Here is a 20,557-nt window from a genome sequence, read left to right as displayed (position 1 = left end):
ACCTGTTGGTTGCATGAAGTCGACACTGTAGGAGTTCGCTCGCCGTCTTCGACGCCGCACTGTCAGCAGCAAACTGGGGGTGCAATTGCGCCTATCAGCTTGTAGGTACCTGTAGGAGCGGGGGGGACGCCTAGTTCCATGCCCGCGATGCGTTTCGCGGGCATGGCCCGCTCCTACAGGTCTTTGTGCAGATTAAATTTCTATATATAAAACAATAGCCTCGTAGGGTGGATGACGCTTCACCCATCCACCAACAACGATGGTGGATGAAAAAAGCGTCAGCTACGCGCCCCGCCCCCCCCCCCCTACACAACCCCCCGTAACCCGGATGCAATCCGGGAAGCTCACCGCCTGTGCAACCGCCCCTCCGGCTTTTCAGGCATCTCTCACGACCAGACCAAAGTCTCTCAATTCGCCTGGTCAAGATTCCGTCGGCCTAAATACTAAAAACCCTTAGTAATCATAAGCCACTGCCGGCAGTAGAGAATAAGCCCAGCCGTATTACAGCGCGGATAGGCAGATCCAGCCCGTTCAGCGCTTGCGTGAAGCCGAAAACCCGTTCTATACCTAGTTAGCAAACCCACCGTTGGCACCTGAGCGGGGCATTGTTATAGCCCGCCACTTTGATCGCCTAGGGCGGACGGCGAATCGCTTTAGCTGCGGCTAAGCACACAGAGATCTGCAGTCCTGGAGGTTCTATATGGACATGTTGCCGTCCCCACGCTCCGAACTGGCTGAGGTGTTGTTTCGCTTACGCCGAACCTTCTATGCCCTGGCCGCTTTCAGCGGGGTGATCAACCTGCTGATGCTGACGCCTGCGGTGTACATGCTGCAGGTGTATGACCGCGCACTGGTCAGCAGCAACGTCACCACCCTGCTGATGCTGACGGTGCTGGTCGTGGGCCTGTACGTACTGATGGCCCTGCTGGAAGTGGTGCGCTCGAGTGTGCTGATCCGGGTCGGCAACCGCCTCGATATGATGCTCAACAAGCGCGTATTCGGTGCAGCCTTCGAACGCAACCTGCGGCGCGCTGGCGGCAACCCGGCGCAAGCGCTGCAAGACCTGTCCCAGGTGCGTCAATTTCTCACCGGCAACGGCCTGTTCGCCTTCTTCGATGCGCCCTGGACGCCGATTTTCCTGCTGGTGATAACCCTGGTGCACCCGCTGCTCGGCCTGATCACCCTGATCGGTTCGATACTGCTGATCGCCCTCGCCTACCTGACCGAGGTCAGCACCCGCAAGCCTCTGGCCGAAGCCAACCAGTCCGCCCTGGCTTCCGGCGCTTTCGCCAATAACAACCTGCGCAACGCTGAAGTCATCGAGGCCATGGGCATGCTCCCGGCCATCCGCCAGCGCTGGTTCGGCAATCACCTGCGCACCCTGGAGATGCAGACCCTGGCCTCGGATCGCGCGGCTTATATCAACGGCACCACGCGCTTCGTGCGCATTACCCTGCAGTCGCTGATTCTCGGTACCGGGGCGCTGCTGGCGATCGAAGGCAAGATCACCCCAGGGATGATGATCGCCTGTTCGATCCTGGCCGGGCGCGCCCTGGCGCCGGTCGAATTGGCGATCTCGACCTGGAAGCAGCTGCTCACCAGCCGCTCGGCCTGGGAGCGTCTCAACACCCTGCTGAGCGACTTCCCCGCACACAAACCGGGGATGCCCCTGCCCAAACCGCTGGGCATGGTCGCGGTGGAAGGCGCCTATACCACCGCGCCAGGCTCGCCGGTAACGATTCTGCGCGGCGTATCGCTCAGTGTCGCCCCCGGCGAAGCGCTGGGCATCATCGGTCCATCGGCCGCCGGCAAGTCGACCCTGGCGCGGCTACTGGTCGGCGTCTGGCCGGCCACCGCCGGCAAGGTGCGCCTGGATGGGGCCGACGTATATCAGTGGGACAAGGAGGAACTCGGCCCCTGGCTGGGCTACCTGCCACAGGATGTCGAGCTGTTCGATGGCAGCATCGCCGAGAACATCGCCCGCTTCGGCGAAATAGACGGTGAGGCGGTGATCTTGGCGGCCCAGCAAGCCGGCGTGCACGAGATGATCCTGCGCTTGCCGCAAGGCTACGACACGCCATTGGGCGCCGACGGCGGCTCGCTGTCCGGTGGCCAGAAGCAACGCATCGGCCTGGCCCGCGCCCTGTATGGCGAACCCTCGCTGATCGTGCTGGACGAACCGAACGCCAGTCTCGACGACGTCGGCGAGGCGGCCCTGATCAAAGCTCTGGTCGAGCTCAAACAACGCGGCAAGACCCTGGTGCTGATCTCGCATCGGCCGACCGTGATGAACATAGTCGACAAGGTACTGGTGCTACGCGAGGGCGCCGTGCAGATGTTCGGCAGCCGCGATGAAGTCTTCAGCGCACTCCGCCAGGCCAGCGTGATGCCGGCCGCGGCGGGTTCACCGACCCTGGCGTCGGTCAAGACCAAGGAGTGATGAACCATGTCGAATCTCGAGTTCGAAAGCAAAAACCTGCCGCAGGCCAACAATCAGCCAGGCATCGACGTCGATGACCGCCGCCCCGGGCGCTGGGGTCTGCTGCTGGTGCTCGCCGGGTTCGGCGGGTTTATCCTCTGGGCCATCATGGCCCCCCTGGATGCCGGCGTAGTGGCCAATGCCACGGTCAACGTGACCGACAACCGCAAGACCATCCAGCACCTGACCGGTGGTTCGGTCAAGGCGATCCTGGTACGCGAAGGCCAGTTGGTGAAACACAACCAGGCCTTGATCGAACTTGACTCGACCCAGGCGCTTGCCGAGCAAGGTGTGGTCAGCTCGCAGTACATAGTGGTGCGAACCGTTGAAAACCGCCTGCAGGCCGAACGTGACGGGCTCGACGAAGTGACCTTCGATCCCGAACTGCTCGCCCAGTTCGCCGACAACCCGCGCCTGCATGCGGCGACCCGCCTGCAGCAGCGCCTGTTCGCCACCCGCCGTGCGGCTCTGACCGGTGAAGCCGGGATCCTGCAGGAAAATATCCGCGGCGCCGAAGAACAAATCAAAGGGCTGCGCCAGGTTCAAGGCTCACGCTATGCGCAGATCAAGTTTCTCAACCAGGAGCTCGAAGGTATCCGCAGCCTCGCCGCCGAAGGCTATGTCACACGCAACCGCATGCTCGAACTGGAGCGCAACGCGGCCGAACTGAATGCCTCGCTGGCGCAGAACATCACCGACATCGGGCGCACGCGCAATCAGATCGCCGAGCTGAAGTTGCGCATCCTCCAGCTCGAGCAAAACTTCCAGAAGGAAGTGCAGTCGCAACTGACCGAGACCCAGAAGGAAGCCACGGCCCTGGCCGACCGTTTGCGCTCGCTCGACTATGAAGTCAGCAACACGGTGATCCGTTCGCCCATCGACGGGATTGTACTGGGCCTGAATGTCAGCACCATCGGCGGGGTGATCCAGCCAGGCTCGACTATCATGCATGTAGTACCGGCAGACGAACCGCTACAGGTCGACGCCATGATTCCGGTGCAGGCCATCGACAAGATGGCTGCAGGGTTGCCGGTGGACATCGCCTTTCCTGCCTTCAACCATGCGCAGACCCCGAATATTCCGGGGCGCGTGCTCACCGTATCGGCCGACCGGCTGGTCGATGAAACCACCCAGCAACCCTACTACCTGGCCGAAATCGAGGTAACCGAAGAGGGCATGAGCAAACTCGGCAGCAACCGGATTCGCCCCGGCATGCCGGCCACCGTGACCATCAAGACCGGCGAGCGCAACCTGATGAGCTACCTGATGAAACCGATGCTCGACCGAGTCGATGGCGCTTTCAAGGAGCAATAACATGGCAGTTCGCCTCACCGTGGTATGCCTGGCCGGCTTGGCCAGCCTGCCCGTTAGCGCCCTGGACTTGCAGGACGCCTGGGATACTCTGCGACTACAAGGCCCCACCTATCGCGCGGCCATGCATGAACGCGATGCCGGCCTGGAGAATCGCAACCTCGGCCGCGCCGGCCTACTCCCGCAACTCAATGCCAGCGCCAGCAAGAGCCGCGTCGACGGCACCCAGGAGCAATCTACGGTCGACCTGGAGCGCGACCTGGATTACGACTCGGAGAACCTCGCGGTGCAGTTGCGCCAGCCACTGTTCAATCGGCAGAAGCTCGCCGAGTACCGCCAGGGCAAACAACGTGCCAACTACAGCGAGGCAGTGTTCGACGCCAAGAGCCAGAATGCCGCGGTACGCCTGACCGGCCGCTATTTCGATGTACTGTTGACCCGGGAAACCATCGACCTGGCAGAGGCCAAGCTGAAGGCATTCGAACAGCAGGTGGCGGCCTCGCAACGGCGTTTCGACCTGGGCGACGGCACCATCACCGACGTCGATCAGGCCACGGCGCGGCGCGACCTGGCTGCCGCCGAACTAATCGAGGCACAGGACAACCACGTAATAGCCCTGCGCCTGCTCGAGGAAATGCTCGGCGAAGTTCCCGAACAGGTCGCCACCTTGCGTCATGACTTCCCGACCCCGAGTTTGTTCCCCGAAACCCTACAGGAGTGGATAAGCAAAGCCCGGGCCAATAACCCGGCCCTGCGTGCACGCCACTACAGCCACGGAGTGGCGGAAGAGGAAGTCAACCGGGCCAGCAGCGGGCACTGGCCGACCCTCGACCTGGTGCTGGGCTATACCGACAGTGAGAGCGATTCCATCTCCACCATCAACCAAAATAACCGCTACGCCTCCGCCGGCCTGGAACTCAATATGCCGCTGTTCTCCGGCGGCGCAGTCAGCGCCAGGGTGCGTCAGGCCGTGGCGAGTCGCGAGCAGGCCAGCGAAGAGTTGAATGCCGCCCGCGAGGAAGTGTTCTCAGCCACTACCCGCGAGTTTCGTGGCGTGCAAAGCGGCCAGGCCCGTATCAGGGCCCTGGAACGAGCCGTCGCCTCCAGCGAACGCGCCCAGGATTCAGCCAGGAAGGGCTTTCTCGCCGGCTCCAGCACCAACGTCGACATCCTCAACGCCGAGGAACAGGTATTTCTCGCCCGCCGCGACCTGCTGGAAGCCAAGTTGCGCTACCTGCTGTCGCGCCTGCAATTGGAGGCTGCCGTGGGCCTGCTCGGCGACGACGACATAGGCCGGGTCAACGCCTACCTAGGGCCGGAACTGGCTCTGGGCTATTGAGGCAGGCTCCGGGGTAGCGAGGTTCTTGGGCTGAAGCCTCTCCCACACAGACGCCGCGTTCCGGGCGGCGATCCGCGTGGGCCGCGAATCGTTGAAAACGACGACAAATTCCAACTGGCGTCAACGCCAATGCCGCTGCTGCACCTTCTGGCTGCGGCCGACGCCCAGCATCAGCCCCATCAGCAACAACAGGCTTTCCACCAGCCAGGCCAGCAGCAAGGCACAGACCAGGCCCCAGGCGATGGCTTGCGGCGCCAGCAGCACCTGGTAACGGTAGGCGCTGTAGGTTTCGTCCGTCAGCTCGCGATCGGCGGCCGTCGCCAGATGCCAGACCTGGGCGTACCAGGGCCCTTGCATGGCCTGCCATTCCAGTTCGAGGAAACTCGCGCGCTCGACCAGATAGCCCACGCTCTGCGCGTCGCTGCGCATCACCGGGTCATTGCTGGCCTGATAGTGGCTCACCAACGCCTGCAGGTCACCGTTGAAAAAGCGCCTGGCGGTTTCGCGGAAACCCGTCAGGCCCTGCTCGGACTCCAGCCGGTGTGCTTCGACACGCTTGCTGTAGTCGTCGATAAAACCCGGTACCTGCACCCCCACCAGCAGGCCCAGGGCAAACAGCGCCAAACGTAGATAGCTTCTGAACATCGCCCCCTCCCTGTTTCAAATTATCCGTCGCTCAATCGGACAAGCCCTGCGCCACGCACTCGCCGCGCCGCCACAGTCGCCACTCGCCCGGTCGATACAGACTCCAGCGCTCGTTGGCGGTCAAGGGCTCGGTGGCCAGCACCGTCACCACATCGTCGGGGGTGGTCTCAGCCTGGAAATCCACCCGCACATCGGCATCTTTCAACCGTGCCGGGCCAAAGGGCGCGCGCCGGGTGATGTGCGCCAGCTTGGTCGAGCAGAAACTGAAAAGCCAGTCGCCATCGCTGAGCAGGCAGTTGAACACGCCGTGTTGGCGATAGGTCGCACAAGCCGCCACCAGGCTGGGCAAGAACAGCTCAACCGCCACCGGCTCCGGGAAGGCCTGGCGCAGACCGTTGAGCAGATCGCAAAAAGCCGCCTCGCTGTCGGTATCGCCAACCGGTCGATAGAAGCCCGGCGAAGGAGCAAACCCCGTCATCTGGCCGTTGTGCGCGAAACACCAGTTGCGCCCCCACAGCTCGCGCACGAACGGATGGGTATTGGCCAGGCAGACCTTGCCGACGTTGGCCTGGCGGATATGGCCGATCACCACTTCGCTCTTGATCGGGTAGCGCTGTACCAGTTGCGCCACTTCCGACTCGCTGCTGGCGCGCGGCTCCTGGAACAGGCGCAAGCCGCGCCCTTCATAGAAGCCGATACCCCAACCGTCGCGATGCGGCCCGGTGCCGCCGCCGCGGCGCATCAGCCCCGTAAAGCTGAAAACGATGTCGGTGGGTACATTGGCGCTCATGCCGAGCAATTCACACATGGTTAAAACTCTCGACTCTGCGCACAAAGACACATGCTGAACGTCTGCACAGGCGGGTGCAAGCCATGACCGCTTGGGCAGGCGCGTAGGATGGGTTAGCCGCCCAGGCGATGCGCGACAAGACCGCATTTTCTGCACGGCGTAACCCATCATGGCAGTGAGCTTGCTGGCGCTGTGTTGGGTTACGCGGCAGCTTGAACCTGTGGCTTGCTCGAGAGTGTGATCGCCGCTAACCCAACCTACGACAATGCGCAGCACCGCCTGCGTGGCCCGGCCCGACCTGCCGACTCAAAGACGCGGTTCGACGCGTAAACGACGATCGCCAGTCTGCCTATAACGTTCACCGGGTTCGTCGCTCTCGCGCTGCATGATCTCGCGCAGGGTCGGTGCATTGTCGTCATCCGGTTCCGCTTGCGGGCCACGACGACCCTTCCACCAGCGCTCCAGGGGCCAACGAATGGCGACGAACAACAGGTAAAGAGCGAATGCGATCAGGCCGTACATGGCCAGATCGGCCACTGCGCGCCAGACGCTGGTACCCACATTCAACAGCAGATCCAGCGCGGTGATGGCAATCGCCGGAGCGAACTGCTCCTTGGCCGGATCGACGACGGTCGGGCTGAACAACAGCACCGCCACCAGCAAACGCAGGGGCTCGCGCAGGTAACGCCACATCCAGCGGGTCATGCGGAACCACACCAGCAGGCAACCCAGGGCGGCGACGGCATAGGCGCTCCAGGCAAGTAAATAGTCGTTCTCGGTCATAACGCTGGAATTCCTGACATGACAGCCTGCAGGACCGTGGAAAACCGCTTGCCGGGCAAGACGCGATTGCCCGGGAAGTGCATTTTTCAACGGTCAGCCGATGAAGAGGGGCTTATGATAACGGCTTTTCCGTGGTCCGACAGACTCATAGGCGTCTGTCCGCACCGAATTGGAGTCACCAGATGCCGCATGCCCCCATCGCCCGCACCGAGAACGCTGCCGACCCTTACGCCTGGCTGGAGCAGCGCGACTCCGAGGAGGTGCTCGAATACCTCAAGGCGGAAAACGCCTACCTGGAAGCCGAACTGGCCGAGCACCGCGAGTTGCGCGAGGCGCTGTTTCAGGAGATCAAGGGCCGAATCCGCGAGACCGACCTGTCGCTGCCTTCGCCCTGGGGGCCCTGGCTGTACTATCAGCGCACCACCGCCGGTGACGAATACCCGCGCCACTATCGTTGCCCGCGCCCGGCCGACGGTTCGCTCGATGTCGATGAAAGTGCCGAACAGTTGCTGCTCGACCCCAATGCCCTGGCGCACGGCGGTTTTCTCTCGCTCGGCACCTTCAGCGTAAGCCAGGACCACCAGCGCCTGGCCTACAGCCTGGACACCTCCGGCGACGAGGTTTATCAGCTATTCGTCAAGGAACTGGCCACTGGAACGGTCAGCGAACTGCCCTTCGCCGATTGCGATGGCAGCATGACCTGGGCCAACGACAGCCAGACCCTGTTCTTCGGCGAGTTGGACGACTGCCATCGCCCGCACAAGCTGTACCGCCATCGACTCGGCAGCGGCTCGGCCGAGATGGTGTTCCACGAGGACGACGGACGCTTCTTTCTCAACTGCTACCGCGCCAGCTCCGAGCGTCAACTGGTGCTGCTGCTGGGCAGCAAGACCACCAGCGAAGCCTGGGTGCTGGATGCCGACACCCCGGAAGCGGCGTTCAACTGCCTGGCGCCGCGCGAGGAAGGCCACGAATATTATGTCGACCACGGCAAGGTCGACGGCGACTGGGCCTGGCTGGTCCGCAGCAACCAGAGCGGGATCAACTTCGCCCTGTACTGCGTGAAAGGAGACAACGCCCCGACCCGCGAGCGCTGGAGCGAGCTGCGCAGCCATGACCCGCAGGTGATGCTCGAAGGGGTGAGCCTGAACCACAGCGCGCTGGTTCTCAGCCTGCGCGAGAGCGGCCTGCCGATCATCGAGGTGCATGCCCAGGGCCGGCAGGCCTACCGGGTCGACCTGCCCGATGCGGCCTACAGCCTGTACGTGCAAGACAGCCTGGAGTTCGCCAGCCCGGTGATTCGCCTGCGCTACGAGGCGCTCAACCGCCCGGCGCAGATCCGCCAGCTGACCCTCGCCGACGGCGCCCAGCAGGTGCTCAAGGAAACCCCGGTGCTGGGCCCGTTCGACGCCGACGATTATCTCAGCCAGCGCCTCTGGGCCACCGCGCCGGACGGCACCCGGGTGCCCATCAGCCTGGTGGCCAAGCGCGCAGTGCTCGGCCAGGCCGCCCCGCTCTACCTGTATGGCTACGGCGCCTATGGCGAAAGCCTCGACCCCTGGTTCTCCCACGCGCGCCTGAGCCTGCTCGAGCGCGGCTTCGTCTTCGCCATCGCCCACGTGCGCGGCGGCGGCGAGCTGGGCGAAGCCTGGTACCGCGCCGGCAAGCTGGAGCACAAGCACAATAGCTTCAGCGATTTCATCGCCTGTGCCGAGCACCTGATCGCCAGCGGTTACACCAGCCCGGACCAGCTCGCCATCAGCGGCGGCAGCGCCGGCGGCCTGCTGATCGGCGCAGTGCTCAACCAGCGCCCCGAACTGTTCGCCGCCGCCATCGCCGAAGTGCCCTTCGTCGACGTGCTCAACACCATGCAGAACCCCGACCTGCCGCTGACCGTCACCGAATACGACGAATGGGGCGACCCGCACGATCCCGAGGTGTTCGCGCGGATCAAAGGCTACGCGCCCTACGAGAACGTCAAGGCCCAGGCCTACCCGGCGATCCTCGCCGTGGCCGGCTACAACGACAGCCGCGTGCAGTATTGGGAGGCGGCCAAGTGGGTGGCCAAGCTGCGCGCACACAAGACCGACAATCGCCTGTTGCTGCTCAAGACCGACCTCGGCGCCGGCCACGGCGGCATGAGCGGGCGCTACCAGGCGCTCAGGGATGTGGCACTGGAGTACGCCTTCCTGCTCAAGGTGTTCAAGCTCGGCTAACCGGCACAGCGGCTTGCTGGGTATCCGGGGATACGGTCTCCCGGATTGTGCTGGCGCTTAATTCGGCCTACGGGGTTTGTGTAGGGTGGATAAGCCTTGGCGCAATCCGGGAAGGCGAGTTCAATCGCTTCCCTTGCGACTACCCGGCAAGCCCTGGCTGTTGCGCTGGCGCTGCTGCTCCAGCAGCGGCAACTCGCCATCGGGCGGAGCCAGGGAACCTCGAGGTGGATTGGCCTTGTAGCCCGTACCGTCGTTGAGCAAGGGCGGGTTTTGCGGCGCCGGCGTAGGCAGGTTACGCGGCTGCGGCTGGACGAAGGGTTGCGGGGTGGCGGTGCCGGGCGAGCCGGCAGGCCGCTGCGGCGACACTGAATAGTCCCGTGCCTGAATCGCCGCGCCGTACAGGACCGTCAGGCACAGCAGTAGCATGCTGGTCAGGTGCATCATCCACCTCCTTTGGCGAACTCTTGGACATTGGGCCGCGCGTAGCGCCGACAAGTGCCCTTCCGGCTGTTTTCGCCGACCACCGGCAGGGCTACACTGTCGGCATCAGCATACCGCCACGAGACCAGCCATGAGCACGGACAAATCACCCTCGCCTACCGCCAAGCTCGACCGCATCCTCGCCGATGCCCAGCGCAGTCGCGAGGAAGGCTACCGGGATAAAGCCCTGAAGATGTACCCGCATGTCTGCGGCCGTTGCGCCCGGGAGTTTTCCGGCAAGCGCCTGAGCGAATTGACCGTGCACCACCGCGATCACAACCACGACAACAACCCGCAAGATGGCTCCAACTGGGAATTGCTGTGCCTGTACTGCCACGATAACGAGCACGCGCGCTACACCGATCAGCAGTACTTCAGCGAAGGCTCGACCGCCAGCCCGCAGGGGCCGAAATCGACCCACAAGGCCTTCGCCGACCTGGCCGCCCTGCTGAAGAGCAAAGACTGAGGCGGCGGCACCGTACCCATCCCGGTGACCTGTGATGGGTATCGTTTCGCTCAACCACATCCTACGGGGCGGCGATGCGGGGCTTTTGTAGGATGGTGCGGGCCGCGTAGGTTTGAGCGCAGCGATACCCATCGGCGCTCGGCCAATCAATGCCATAGCCCATCAGACCCAGCATGCAGCTTCATCCGATTGCCCTGGCAGCAATGCCGTCAGGCCTTATACTGCCGCCCTTTGCGTAAAGGCCCTGCTTCGTGGCGAACAAACGATACAGCTGCATTGGTTTATACAATCCCAAATCTCCGGAGAACGTCGGTGCGGTGATGCGCGCCGCCGGCTGCTATGGCGCGGCCTCGGTGTTCTACACCGGCACACGTTACGAGCGCGCCCGCGACTTCGTCACCGACACCAAGCGCATCTATATGGATATTCCGCTGATCGGCATCGATGATCTGCAGAAGATCATCCCGCTGGGCTGCACACCGGTCGCGGTGGAGTTGGTCGAGGGCGCGCGGCCGCTGCCGCAGTACACCCACCCCGATCGGGCGATCTATATCTTCGGCCCGGAAGACGGCTCGCTGAACAAGGAAATTCGCGCCTGGTGCGAGGATGTGATCTACATCCCCACCCAGGGCTGCATGAACCTCGCCGCCACGGTCAATGTGGTGCTCTACGACCGTATGGCCAAGGGCAACAACACCAAGTCCGGGCCCAAGTTCTAAGCGGCCGCAACCGAGCGCGCACAGCGACGCTGCAGAGGAGCGACGCAGGCTACTTCAACAGCTTGCTGTCGAGCACCTCGGAACGGTCGCCCATCACATTCTCGCTGATCTCGATGAAGTCCTTGGTGCTGGCCTTGTCCAGACGCATCAGGCCACGGGTCACGTCGTCCAGCGAACGTGGCTGGGTATTGCCCTTGGTCTTCTGGCGGATTTCCCGATCCAGCTCCTGCAACAGCAGGACTGCGCGGGCGGTCACCGGGCCGCTGGCATTGCTGCTACGCAGGCTCTTCACCGGTTTGCTCCAGCGGATCAGTTGCTCACGAACCGCCTGGTAGCGATCTTCGTTCAGGCCTCCGGCGCGGCGCACCAGTTCGATGGCGTAGTACTCGGCGAGTCCTTCGGTGATCCAGTCGCTGCGATCGCGCGCCTGGATGCGGCTGAACACATGCACCAGTTCGTGCACCAGTGAGCTGGTGCCGTTTTCGCTGACCAGCGGGCGGTCGGCGTGCATGTAATAGGAATTGGGCGCCGACAGGCCGCCGCGCCACATCGGGTCGCCGGCACCGACGATCAGCAGTTTGGCCGGGTCGCGCGGGAACACCGCCTGGGCTTCCGGCCAGACGAAGGTCAGCAGGGTGAGTATGTCCATCCGGCGCATGCCCTCGCCGATCGGCGCGGCGACGGCCACGTCGGTCTCGCCGAGTCTGGCCCGGCGCGTACCTATCTTGCCGGCGACGATCCAGCCGGTCGGACGGTCGAACTTGCGCAACGGATTGTCGATGCGGAACCTGTGCTTGCCAATGCGCGGCCAGCCGGTCTCCACGCCACGCCAGCCCTTGGGCAGTTCGAACTGCAGGCGCGCGACCAGCTCGGTCTTGTCCTGTTGACGCAGCACGGCGCTGGGCACCAGGTCGTCGCCGCGCAGCAGGGCCCAGTCCTCGGTCATGCGTGCGGCAAAACGATCCTGCAAGCGCGGGTGGGGGTGGTTGATCCGCACGCGGTAGCTCAGCTTCGCCAAGCCTTTGGCCGGTTGCCAGACCCCGCGTTCGGGGCTTTCCTGGGTCCACTCGCCGTCGGCGCTGAAATCGCTGTAATAACCTTTGTCGCCCAGATTGAACGCCAGGCTGTGCACGCGTTCGCCATTGCCCAGCGTCAGGCTGACTTCGGCCTGGTCGCTCTCCGGCAGAAAGCGCACGTGGTAATCCAGGTCGACCTTCTGCGCCGCCCAGAGCGGTGCGCACAGGCTCAGCAGTAAGGCGGACAACAAGCTGCGGCGGATCATCATGATGGGCTTTTCCTTGGCGGGACGGGTCATGCATTACATGGACTGGATATAGGCCATGCAACTCAATATAAGACGACCGTTATAACTATTTAAACCATGCCCTGCTTCAGCCTGCGCGAAAAATCAGGTGTTCTTCCCAATCGTCCTCGGCCACGCTGTTTTCGCTGAGCATGCGCCCGGACTGGGAGATACGCTGCTGGTGCACCTGTTCCGGATCGCCGCAGACCAGGTGATGCCACAACAGCAGATCCTTGCCCTCGCTGACCAGGCGATAGGCACAGGTCGGCGGCAACCACTGGAACTGGTCGGCCTGGGCCGGGGTGAGCTGGATGCAATCGGCGACGAATTGCCGGCGGTTGCTGTAGTCGGTGCAGCGGCAGCTCTGCAGATCGAGCAGCTTGCAGGCGATGCGCGTGTAATAGACGCTGCCGTCGTCCTCATCCTCGAGTTTTTGCAGGCAGCACAGGCCACAGCCATCGCACAGCGACTCCCACTCATCCTGATCGAGTTGCTCAAGGGTTTTGCGTTTCCAGAAGGGTTCGACTTTGGCGGCCATGGCGAGGGTACGGTGACTGGCGAAAGGCCGGCAGTCTAGCGCGCCGCATGGCCAAGTCCAAGGCCGCCGGGCCGAATGGCAGCGTTGTGACACGCCGGCGTAGGGTGCGTCGTGCGCACCGGGTGCCCGCAGTCAATCGATGGTGCGCGGCCGGCGTCATCGAAGCAGTTTGTAGCCGGATGCAATCCGGGGAAGACAGCACGTCTGCGACTCAATACCCGCGGACAAAATCCACGGCGCCGCGCAACTCGCTGCCGGCCTGGTAACGGCGCAGATTGTCGACGAACAACTGCACCATCAGCCGCGGCTCGGTCGGTGCCGCGCTGTGCCCGGTGAGCAACAGGTGCGGCGCACTCCAGAACGGATGGCCGGCGGGCAGCGGCTCCTGGCGGCAGACGTCGATCACCGCGCCGGCCAATTGGTCCTGCTGCAGCGCCGCGACCAGGTCGGCATCGACCACCGCCACGCCACGCCCGGCGTTGATCAGCAGCGCGCTCGGTTTGAGCCGGGCGAACAGCGCGGCGTCGTAGATGTCGCGGGTGGCCGGGGTGTCCGGCAACAGGTTGATCAGGTAGTCGGCCTGACTGGCCAGGCGCGGCAGCTGATCGAGTCCGGCGACTTCGAGAAAAGGCGCCAGCACGCGCGCGCGACTGGCCACGCCGTACAGCTCGATGCCGAACGGGGCGAGAAAGCGTGCCACGCTCAGGCCGATATCGCCGCAGCCGACGATCAGCACCCGGCGTCCGGCCAGGCTCTGCGGCAGACGGTCGTCCCAGCGCCGTTCGACCTGGGCGGCCAGACGGGCGAACAACTGGCGCTCATGGGCCAGCAGGTGACAGAGCACGTATTCGGCCATCACCTGGCCGAAGATGCCGACCGCGCGGCTCAACCGGTAATCGCGCGGCAGATCGGCGGCCAGCAGCGGCGTGATGCCGGCCCAGGTCGATTGCAGCCACTGCGGCTTGTGCCCCTGAGCCAGCAGCGGCGCGAGCAGATCCGGCTGGCCGAGCCAGAGCGGACAGCTAACCGCCCAGTGCGCCAGCTCGAGCGGGTCGGCGCTGCCGTGCAGCTCGAGCTCGGGCGCCGCCTGGCGCAGCAGCCCGGCGTAGCGGGCATGTGCGGTTTCGCCGATCAGGACGCGCATGGCGCTCATACCGGATCGTTGCGCCGCAGCAATTCGTCCGGCAGGTGCTCGATGTATTCATCTTCCGGCGGCGGCATCTGCAGGTGATAACCCTGCTTCTCGAGGTTTTCCAGCACGGCGTGAATGTCCTCGCGGGCCAGCTTGCGTTCCGGCGTGAGCACCATGCTGAAGGCCAGGGTCGGCGGGCCGAACGCCGCCAGCAGGCTTTCCGGCACGCGCGCCAGGTCATCGCTTTTCAGCACATAGAGGTACATCTCGTTCTTGCGCGGGCTTTTGTAGATCGAGCAGATGCGTTTCACGCGGATTCTCCTTCGCCGGCCAGGCAATCGAGCAGGGCCTGGCCCATCAATTCACGGCGCCAGCCGCGCAGCGAGTCCGGCAACTGGTAGGGACCATTGGGGTAGCCGCTTTTCAGCAAGGCTTCGAGGGTTTTCTTGCGCAGCATCAGCTCCGGGGCGATGTTCAGCCGTTCGCCTTCGCGCTGGCCGATGGCGCGCAGTTTCTTCAACAATGCCGAGGCTTCCAGCGGCAGGGGCTCGGGCAGGGCCTCGGGCCACTCGGCTGGCGGCGTGGCGGCGGCGTCCTTGATCAGCTGGAGGAGGAACTCGCCGTCCTGACGCACGGTTTTCGGGTGCATATCGTCGATCCGCGCCAGCGCCACCAGGTTGTTCGGCTGGGTGCGGGCCAACGGCCACAGCGAATGTTCGCGGATGATGCGGTTGCGCGGCTGATTGCGCGCCCGCGCCTCGCGCTCGCGCCAGGCGCAGAGTTCGCGTAGCACCGCCAACTGCGCGCGGGACAGCTTCCAGGCCAGCTTGGCCTCGCGGTAGGCATCTTCCGGGGCGATTTCACGGCCCAGGTTGGCCACCAGCTCGGCGCCGTCTTCCAGCACCCAGGCGTTTTTCTCGGCCGACAGCTGTTGCTGCAACAGGTTATAGACCTCGGCCAGGTGCAGCACATCCTCGGCGGCGTAGCTGATCTGGGTCTCGCTGAGCGGGCGCTGCAGCCAGTCCGAGCGGGTTTCGCCCTTGGGCAGTTCGATGTTCAGCACCGTCTGCACCAGGCGCGAATAGCCCATGGAGAAACCGAGGTTGAGGTAGGCGGCGGCCAGCTGGGTGTCGAACAGCGCTACTGGCAGGCTGCCGGTCAGGCGCAGGAAGACTTCCAGGTCCTCGCTGCAGGCATGCAACACCTTGACCACGGCCGGGTCCTGCAGCAATGCGGCGAACGGCGCCCAGTCGTCGATCAGCAACGGATCGATCAGGTAGGCGCGCTCACCTTCGCTGACCTGCAGCAGGCCGGCGATCGGGTAAAAGGTGTCGACCCGCATAAACTCGGTATCTACCGCCACGAACGGCAGGCTGTGCCAGCCGGCGCAGTGCTGCGCCAGGCTGGCGTTGTCACGAATCCAGTGAATATCGATAGCCACGCGGCGCTCCCATGAAGAATGCCGCGCAGTATATATCGCCCCGCCACCTAGCCGGGCATTGACGATGCGCGGCATGAGACAGAAGCGCTATCCTGCGCGGCGCCTGCTTGAAACCATCCATACAGGGAATAAGAATAATGAACAAACTGCTTGGCCTACTCGTCCTGCCGATCGCCGCCGCGGCGATCTATCTGGCCATCACTCCCAGCTCCATCGACCCGCTGGCCTGGCAGGCGCCGCCCGCCCCGGCCATGACCGGCGTGCTGGAACCCAACGACACCCTGATGAAGGCCGAACTGCTCGGCCGCGGCCAGTTGCACGGCCCGGAAGACACTGCCGTGGACGCCCAGGGCCGGGTCTACGCCGGCCTGCATGACGGCCGCATCGTGCGTATCGAGGCCGACGGCAGCGTCGCGACCTTCGCCGACACCCAAGGCCGACCGCTGGGCATAGACTTCGACGCCGCCGGCCAGCTGGTCGTCGCCGACGCCTACCGGGGCCTGCTGTCCATCGACCCGCAAGGGCAGATCCAGGTCCTGACCACTGAGGCCGAAGGTCTACCCTTCAAGTTCACCGACGACCTGGACATCGCCAGGGACGGCACCATCTATTTCAGCGACGCCTCCTCGCGTTTCGCCCAGCCGGATTATTTGCTCGACCTGCTCGAAGCCCGCCCCCACGGCCGCCTGCTCAGTTACAACCCAGGCAGCGGCGAGACCCGCGTGCTGCTCAAGGACCTGTACTTCGCCAACGGCGTGGCGCTGTCGGCCAACGAGGACTTCGTGCTGGTCAACGAAACCTACCGCTACCGCATCACCCGCTACTGGCTCAAGGGCGAGCAAGCCGGCAGCCGGGATGTGTTCATCGACAACCTGCCGGGCCTGCCGGACAATCTGCAAGGCGATCGCGCCGGCACCTTCTGGGTCGCCCTGCCGACGCCACGCAAGGCCGATGCCGACTTCCTCCATCGCCACCCCTGGCTCAAGGCGCAGCTGGCCAAACTGCCGCGCGCGCTGTGGCCCAAGGCCATTCCCTACGGCTTGGCCATCGCCCTCAACGAGCAGGGCGAGATCGTGCGCAGCCTGCACGACACCAGCGGCAGCCACCTGCGCATGCTCACCTCGGTCAAGCCGGTGGGCGATTACCTGTACTTCGGCAGCCTGGATAACGACCGCATCGGCCGGCTGAAGATTCGCTGAATATAAACGCCGCACGGCAGCGGCTGCGTAGCTTGCCTAAAGTCATGGAGCAGGCGTCAGCGTAATCCGGGGTGGTCGCGGCCCTGGATTGCGCCGCACTGGTCGGGCCGCGCAGGTGACAGGCCATCAATCGCGGCCTGCGGGTACAGGTACAGCCCGACCGTAGGATGGCGTTGAGCGTAGCGATACCCATCAAGCGACTTATGCCTGTACTCGGCGTCATGGCCACTATCGCTGATGGGTTACGGCGCCATTGCTCTTGTGGCAACAGGCCAATTTGCGCGCGCCTAACCTACGCGGTCCGACCCATCCTACGCCGCCTGACCTACGCGGCCCGCTCCCGCCTACAGCTTCTCGGCGATCCAGATGGTATGGCGGGTACCCTTGTTGCCATGGGCATAGACCTGCACTTCCTCGACCTTGAAGCCGGCTCTGCGCACCTTGTCGGCGAACTTGCTGTCGGCGCTGGCCGACCACACGGCCAGCACGCCCTTGGCGCGCAAGGCCTGGTGACAGCGCTGCAAGCCTTGCGCGGAATACAGCCAGCCGTTGCGTTTCTGGGTCAGGCCCTCGGGGCCGTTGTCGACATCCAGCATGATCGCGTCGTAACGCCTGTCCGCCGTCTTCAGGCTGTTGGCCACATCCTCCTGCAGCACCCGCGTGCGCGGGTCGAGCAGCGGGTAGCCGGCCTTGGCCCCCAGCGGGCCACGGTTCCACTCGACCACGCCCGGCACCAGCTCGGCGACTTCCACCTCGGCGTTTCTGCCCAGGTTCTGCAGCGCCGCCGCCAAGGTGAAGCCCATGCCCAGGCCGCCGATCAGTACCCGCGAATCCGGGCGGCCGGCGACTTTCTTGCAGGGAATCGCCGCCAGGGCGTCTTCGGAGCCGTGCATCCGCGTGTTCATCAGCTGACCGCCATCGCCACCGGCGATCTTGATCACGAAGTCCTCGCCGTACTCGAACAGGCAGAGCGCCCCGGAGCCATCGGGAATCGGGGCGGTATCCAACAGTACGAAGCGCTTCATGGTTGTCTCATGCTTGATTGAGTCGAAGAAGAAAAACAAGGCGTGCAGCATGCACAGAAACGGCCAAAGATGCAGCGCCGCAGCCTAAGAAAAAGTCGCGCCTTGCCAACCTGACGCCCATCAGGCTTCGCGGCTGTTGCGATGGTTGTTGTGCAATCGCGTAACCCCGACACAGCCTTTATCATGCCTGCAGTCTTCCGCGAACCCCAGGACACCTGCCATGCCCCTCGCCCAACTGCTCACCGCCGACGCACTCCAGGCCCGCCTGGGTCAACCCGAACTGCTCATCCTCGACTGCCGCTTTGCCCTGGATGACCCTGCCTACGGCCAGCGCAGTTACGCCGCAGGGCATATCCCCGGCGCCCAGTTCGCCGATCTTGAGCGCGATCTGTCCGGGCCGGTGCATAAAGGCATCAGCGGCCGTCACCCCTTGCCCGAGTCCGCCCAACTGCTGGCGCGCCTGCGCGCATGGGGCCTGCACGACAGCAGCACGGTGGTGCTGTACGACGACGGCCCCGGCACCTTCGCCGCCCGCGCCTGGTGGTTGCTGGTCTGGCTGGGCAAACGCGAGGCCGTCTACCTGCTAGACGGCGGCTTGCAGGCCTGGCGCGAAGCCGCTTTCGAGCTGAGCCAGGCGCTGCCGAACCCCGCGCCGGGGCGCTTCGACGGCCAAGCCGATGCCAACCTGCTGGTCGACGCCAACCAGTTGCAGCGGCGCCTCGCCGATCCGCAACTGACCCTGCTCGACGCCCGCGCCCTGCCGCGCTTTCGCGGCGAGGTGGAGCCGCTCGACCCGGTCGCCGGGCATATCCCCGGTGCCCGCTGCGCACCCTGCACAGACAATCTGGACAGCAGCGGACGCTTCCTGCCGGCGGCCCAACTGCGCCAGCGCTTCGCCGCACAACTCGGCGAGCGCCCGGCCAGCGAGCTGGTGGCCTACTGCGGTTCCGGCGTCACCGCCTGCCACAACCTGTTCGCCCTGTGCCTCGCCGGCTACCCGCTGGCGCCGCTGTATGCCGGCTCCTGGAGCGAGTGGATTACCGACCCGAACCGCCCTGTCGCGGTGGGTGATTAGGGGCTATCCGAGACGACTCGGCACACAACTGGCGGGCTGTCGCTACGCTCCGAGGCGCCCTGCCTGCGAGCGGATCGCCGCCCGCTCGCTCTAAGCACCAAGTGGAATATAGGTAATAACAGAAAGCATAAAACAATTTAAAAACAGTCTTTTACAAACGAAAGGTCGCACTAGACTTCAAATCAAGCGGCTAAGTCCGCTTCCGGTGGGGCCTTTCCAAGAATGACCACAAGCTGCCACGCGCCCCGGCCCCACCGGTCATTTTTCGCGAGGGCTATATGGGAATTGCAGCCTGCGAGTTGATCCAGCACGTCATACGCCCCACGCTGATCTATCTGGGGCGTCACTCACCTGCTGCCGAAGCCCTGCTCCTGGGCGCCGCCGCCTGCCAGTCGGCGCTGGGTTCGGCGCTCGACGACCAGGGCGGCCATGGCCTCTACCGCATCGCCGAACTGCGCCATCAACAGCTGTGGGATCAGTATCTGGCACTCGATCCGGACCTGGCCAGCCAGATCCGCGGCCTGGCCAGCCAGCACGCTTTTCTGGCAGCGCCACACCTGGAACTGACGGTCAACCTGCGTTACGCCACCGCCATCGCCTGGATGCTGATCGAGGTGGAACAGCGCGAATTGCCCGCTGCAGACGACCTGTTCGCCCTGGCCCGGGTCTGGTGCCGGGTATTTCGCCCACAGGGCCACCCGCGCGACTTCATCGAAGCCTGGCAACGCTGCATCGGCAGCTTCAGCGCGGTCGCCTGACCCGGCAGCCTGCAGGGGCGACTTTCGGCGGCGGTGGGCGGATCGCCAGCAAGCTGGCTCTTACATGCCCCCTCCCCTCCCCTATTAGTGACCTGGCGCCTAAACCAGCCAGCACTTTGCGCTACACTCGCCCCACAAAAAACCGCGTGAAACTGCCATGACAGCACTCTGTACTGCCCTGCCCGACCAGCTTCGCCTGTTGCTGGTGGATGACCATCGGATCTTTCTCGACGGTCTCAGCCTGGCCCTGGCGCCGCTCTGCCCTGACCTGCAGATCCAGACCGCACAGAACGCCGGCGAAGCCGAGGCCTGTCTGCGCCGGCACGATTTCGACCTGATACTGCTGGATTTGCGCCTGCCGGACGTAGCCGGCCTCGAACTGCTGCAACGCTGGCAGCAACAAGGGCGCCTGACCCCGGTGGCGATTCTCAGTGCCAGCGACTCGAATCTGGATGTTCAGGCGGCGCTGACCGCAGGCGCCCTGGGTTTTATCCCGAAAAGCGCCAACAGCGACGACCTGCGTCAGGCGGTGACCCGCGTGCTGCTCGGGGAAACCCTGCCGGCGCCGGCGGCCGGCGAAAAACCACCCCTCACGCCCCGCCAATCGCAGATTCTCCTGCTGCTGGCCGACGGCTTGCCGAACAAGGCCATCAGCCGACAACTGGGGGTTTCCGAAGACACGATCAAAACCCACCTGAAGACCCTGTTCCAGGAACTCGACGTGCACACCCGCACCGCCTGCGTCAGCGCCGCTCGCCAGCGCGGATGGTTGTAGAGCTCTACAGCATCCACCCTACGAAATCGCAGGTCTTGCAAATAAACATAGGATCTACCTGGCTGCAGGAGCGGCCGGCCGGC

At 64.3% G+C, this 20,557-nt stretch carries 20 protein-coding genes; 10 read left to right on the top strand and 10 right to left on the bottom strand.

The genetic code is table 11. The features are described from left to right. The first annotated feature begins 700 nt into the window (after positions 1-700). From BM315_RS16995 to BM315_RS16985, 3 genes are read left to right on the top strand one after another with little or no spacing between them, the layout of a single operon-like run. Positions 701-2,440: a type I secretion system permease/ATPase gene (locus tag BM315_RS16995; protein WP_090503151.1), complete on the top strand. Its 1,740-nt coding sequence runs from the start codon at positions 701-703 to the stop codon at positions 2,438-2,440. Between the two features lie 6 nt (positions 2,441-2,446). After that, positions 2,447-3,793: an HlyD family type I secretion periplasmic adaptor subunit gene (locus BM315_RS16990; RefSeq protein WP_090503148.1), complete on the top strand. Its 1,347-nt coding sequence runs from the start codon at positions 2,447-2,449 to the stop codon at positions 3,791-3,793. 1 nt (position 3,794) lies between these two features. Next, positions 3,795-5,129 (top strand): TolC family outer membrane protein, encoded by a 1,335-nt coding sequence (locus BM315_RS16985; RefSeq protein WP_090503145.1) that lies wholly within the window; start codon positions 3,795-3,797, stop codon positions 5,127-5,129. A 120-nt stretch (positions 5,130-5,249) separates the two neighbouring features. Here the strand turns inward: BM315_RS16985 and BM315_RS16980 are convergent, their stop codons facing one another. From BM315_RS16980 to BM315_RS16970, 3 genes are all read right to left on the bottom strand, one after another. After that, the gene (locus BM315_RS16980; protein ID WP_090503142.1) at positions 5,250-5,774 is read right to left on the bottom strand and encodes a DUF2937 family protein; all 525 of its coding nucleotides are present in this window, start codon (positions 5,772-5,774) and stop codon (positions 5,250-5,252) included. Between the two features lie 31 nt (positions 5,775-5,805). Further along, positions 5,806-6,582: a class II glutamine amidotransferase gene (locus BM315_RS16975; RefSeq protein WP_090503140.1), complete on the bottom strand. Its 777-nt coding sequence runs from the start codon at positions 6,580-6,582 to the stop codon at positions 5,806-5,808. 288 nt (positions 6,583-6,870) lie between these two features. Beyond that, a complete protein-coding gene (locus BM315_RS16970) occupies positions 6,871-7,347 on the bottom strand; it encodes an MFS transporter (RefSeq protein WP_090503138.1) in 477 nt (158 codons plus the stop codon). Positions 7,348-7,529: 182 nt separating this feature from the next. Here BM315_RS16970 and BM315_RS16965 point away from each other — a divergent pair, with 182 nt between their 5' ends. After that, positions 7,530-9,563: a S9 family peptidase gene (locus tag BM315_RS16965; protein WP_090503136.1), complete on the top strand. Its 2,034-nt coding sequence runs from the start codon at positions 7,530-7,532 to the stop codon at positions 9,561-9,563. Between the two features lie 120 nt (positions 9,564-9,683). Here BM315_RS16965 and BM315_RS16960 read toward each other — a convergent pair whose 3' ends face one another. Then, entirely contained in the window at positions 9,684-10,004 is a 321-nt protein-coding gene (locus BM315_RS16960; protein ID WP_090503134.1) for a hypothetical protein, read from the bottom strand. Between the two features lie 130 nt (positions 10,005-10,134). Here BM315_RS16960 and BM315_RS16955 point away from each other — a divergent pair, with 130 nt between their 5' ends. Both BM315_RS16955 and BM315_RS16950 read left to right on the top strand, forming a co-directional pair. Continuing rightward, positions 10,135-10,509 (top strand): YajD family HNH nuclease, encoded by a 375-nt coding sequence (locus BM315_RS16955; protein WP_090503132.1) that lies wholly within the window; start codon positions 10,135-10,137, stop codon positions 10,507-10,509. 251 nt (positions 10,510-10,760) lie between these two features. After that, on the top strand, positions 10,761-11,228 hold the full coding sequence (locus tag BM315_RS16950) for an RNA methyltransferase (RefSeq protein WP_090503130.1): 468 nt from the start codon (positions 10,761-10,763) through the stop codon (positions 11,226-11,228). A 49-nt stretch (positions 11,229-11,277) separates the two neighbouring features. Here BM315_RS16950 and BM315_RS16945 read toward each other — a convergent pair whose 3' ends face one another. The 5 genes from BM315_RS16945 to rnd form a co-directional block, all read right to left on the bottom strand. After that, a complete protein-coding gene (locus BM315_RS16945; protein ID WP_090503184.1) occupies positions 11,278-12,513 on the bottom strand; it encodes a hypothetical protein in 1,236 nt (411 codons plus the stop codon). Positions 12,514-12,619: 106 nt separating this feature from the next. Beyond that, positions 12,620-13,069: a YcgN family cysteine cluster protein gene (locus BM315_RS16940; RefSeq protein ID WP_090503128.1), complete on the bottom strand. Its 450-nt coding sequence runs from the start codon at positions 13,067-13,069 to the stop codon at positions 12,620-12,622. A 211-nt stretch (positions 13,070-13,280) separates the two neighbouring features. After that, positions 13,281-14,213, bottom strand: a complete 933-nt coding sequence (locus tag BM315_RS16935; RefSeq protein ID WP_090503182.1) for a D-2-hydroxyacid dehydrogenase — start codon at positions 14,211-14,213, stop codon at positions 13,281-13,283. Positions 14,214-14,218: 5 nt separating this feature from the next. Further along, complete coding sequence (locus BM315_RS16930; protein ID WP_090503126.1) at positions 14,219-14,512, bottom strand: YcgL domain-containing protein; 294 nt, start codon at positions 14,510-14,512, stop codon at positions 14,219-14,221. Further along, entirely contained in the window at positions 14,509-15,642 is a 1,134-nt protein-coding gene (gene rnd / locus BM315_RS16925) for a ribonuclease D (protein ID WP_090503124.1), read from the bottom strand. The genes BM315_RS16930 and rnd overlap by 4 nt, the downstream gene beginning before the upstream one ends. A 137-nt stretch (positions 15,643-15,779) precedes the next feature. On the opposite strand from rnd, the gene BM315_RS16920 reads away from it, so the two are divergent. Then, positions 15,780-16,841, top strand: a complete 1,062-nt coding sequence (locus BM315_RS16920) for an SMP-30/gluconolactonase/LRE family protein (protein WP_090503122.1) — start codon at positions 15,780-15,782, stop codon at positions 16,839-16,841. 344 nt (positions 16,842-17,185) lie between these two features. Here the strand turns inward: BM315_RS16920 and BM315_RS16915 are convergent, their stop codons facing one another. Beyond that, positions 17,186-17,866, bottom strand: a complete 681-nt coding sequence (locus tag BM315_RS16915; protein WP_090503180.1) for a spermidine synthase — start codon at positions 17,864-17,866, stop codon at positions 17,186-17,188. 220 nt (positions 17,867-18,086) lie between these two features. On the opposite strand from BM315_RS16915, the gene BM315_RS16910 reads away from it, so the two are divergent. From BM315_RS16910 to BM315_RS16900, 3 genes are all read left to right on the top strand, one after another. Continuing rightward, the gene (locus BM315_RS16910) at positions 18,087-18,941 is read left to right on the top strand and encodes a sulfurtransferase (RefSeq protein WP_090503120.1); all 855 of its coding nucleotides are present in this window, start codon (positions 18,087-18,089) and stop codon (positions 18,939-18,941) included. A gap of 278 nt (positions 18,942-19,219) precedes the next feature. After that, the gene (locus BM315_RS16905; RefSeq protein WP_090503118.1) at positions 19,220-19,699 is read left to right on the top strand and encodes a hypothetical protein; all 480 of its coding nucleotides are present in this window, start codon (positions 19,220-19,222) and stop codon (positions 19,697-19,699) included. A gap of 157 nt (positions 19,700-19,856) precedes the next feature. Next, a complete protein-coding gene (locus BM315_RS16900) occupies positions 19,857-20,474 on the top strand; it encodes a response regulator (RefSeq protein ID WP_090503116.1) in 618 nt (205 codons plus the stop codon). Positions 20,475-20,557 lie beyond the last annotated feature (83 nt).

It is taken from the genome of Pseudomonas borbori (assembly GCF_900115555.1).
GTDB classification, from domain to species: Bacteria; Pseudomonadota; Gammaproteobacteria; order Pseudomonadales; family Pseudomonadaceae; genus Aquipseudomonas; species Aquipseudomonas borbori.
The sequence above is the reverse complement of the archived record's forward strand: the minus strand, read 5'-3'. Positions and strand labels throughout refer to the sequence as shown.

Excerpts from the sequence above, each read along its gene's own strand:
- BM315_RS16945 (WP_090503184.1), bottom strand. The coding sequence starts at position 12,513 with ATGATGATCCGCCGCAGCTTGTTGTCCGCCTTACTGCTGAGCCTGTGC.
- BM315_RS16970 (WP_090503138.1), bottom strand. The coding sequence starts at position 7,347 with ATGACCGAGAACGACTATTTACTTGCCTGGAGCGCCTATGCCGTCGCC.
- BM315_RS16905 (WP_090503118.1), top strand. The coding sequence starts at position 19,220 with ATGGGAATTGCAGCCTGCGAGTTGATCCAGCACGTCATACGCCCCACG.
- BM315_RS16960 (WP_090503134.1), bottom strand. The coding sequence starts at position 10,004 with ATGCACCTGACCAGCATGCTACTGCTGTGCCTGACGGTCCTGTACGGC.
- BM315_RS16955 (WP_090503132.1), top strand. The coding sequence starts at position 10,135 with ATGAGCACGGACAAATCACCCTCGCCTACCGCCAAGCTCGACCGCATC.
- BM315_RS16915 (WP_090503180.1), bottom strand. The coding sequence starts at position 17,866 with ATGAAGCGCTTCGTACTGTTGGATACCGCCCCGATTCCCGATGGCTCC.
- BM315_RS16965 (WP_090503136.1), top strand. The coding sequence starts at position 7,530 with ATGCCGCATGCCCCCATCGCCCGCACCGAGAACGCTGCCGACCCTTAC.
- BM315_RS16990 (WP_090503148.1), top strand. The coding sequence starts at position 2,447 with ATGTCGAATCTCGAGTTCGAAAGCAAAAACCTGCCGCAGGCCAACAAT.
- BM315_RS16995 (WP_090503151.1), top strand. The coding sequence starts at position 701 with ATGGACATGTTGCCGTCCCCACGCTCCGAACTGGCTGAGGTGTTGTTT.
- BM315_RS16975 (WP_090503140.1), bottom strand. The coding sequence starts at position 6,582 with ATGTGTGAATTGCTCGGCATGAGCGCCAATGTACCCACCGACATCGTT.
- BM315_RS16935 (WP_090503182.1), bottom strand. The coding sequence starts at position 14,213 with ATGCGCGTCCTGATCGGCGAAACCGCACATGCCCGCTACGCCGGGCTG.
- BM315_RS16940 (WP_090503128.1), bottom strand. The coding sequence starts at position 13,069 with ATGGCCGCCAAAGTCGAACCCTTCTGGAAACGCAAAACCCTTGAGCAA.
- BM315_RS16980 (WP_090503142.1), bottom strand. The coding sequence starts at position 5,774 with ATGTTCAGAAGCTATCTACGTTTGGCGCTGTTTGCCCTGGGCCTGCTG.
- BM315_RS16985 (WP_090503145.1), top strand. The coding sequence starts at position 3,795 with ATGGCAGTTCGCCTCACCGTGGTATGCCTGGCCGGCTTGGCCAGCCTG.
- BM315_RS16910 (WP_090503120.1), top strand. The coding sequence starts at position 18,087 with ATGCCCCTCGCCCAACTGCTCACCGCCGACGCACTCCAGGCCCGCCTG.
- BM315_RS16900 (WP_090503116.1), top strand. The coding sequence starts at position 19,857 with ATGACAGCACTCTGTACTGCCCTGCCCGACCAGCTTCGCCTGTTGCTG.
- BM315_RS16920 (WP_090503122.1), top strand. The coding sequence starts at position 15,780 with ATGAACAAACTGCTTGGCCTACTCGTCCTGCCGATCGCCGCCGCGGCG.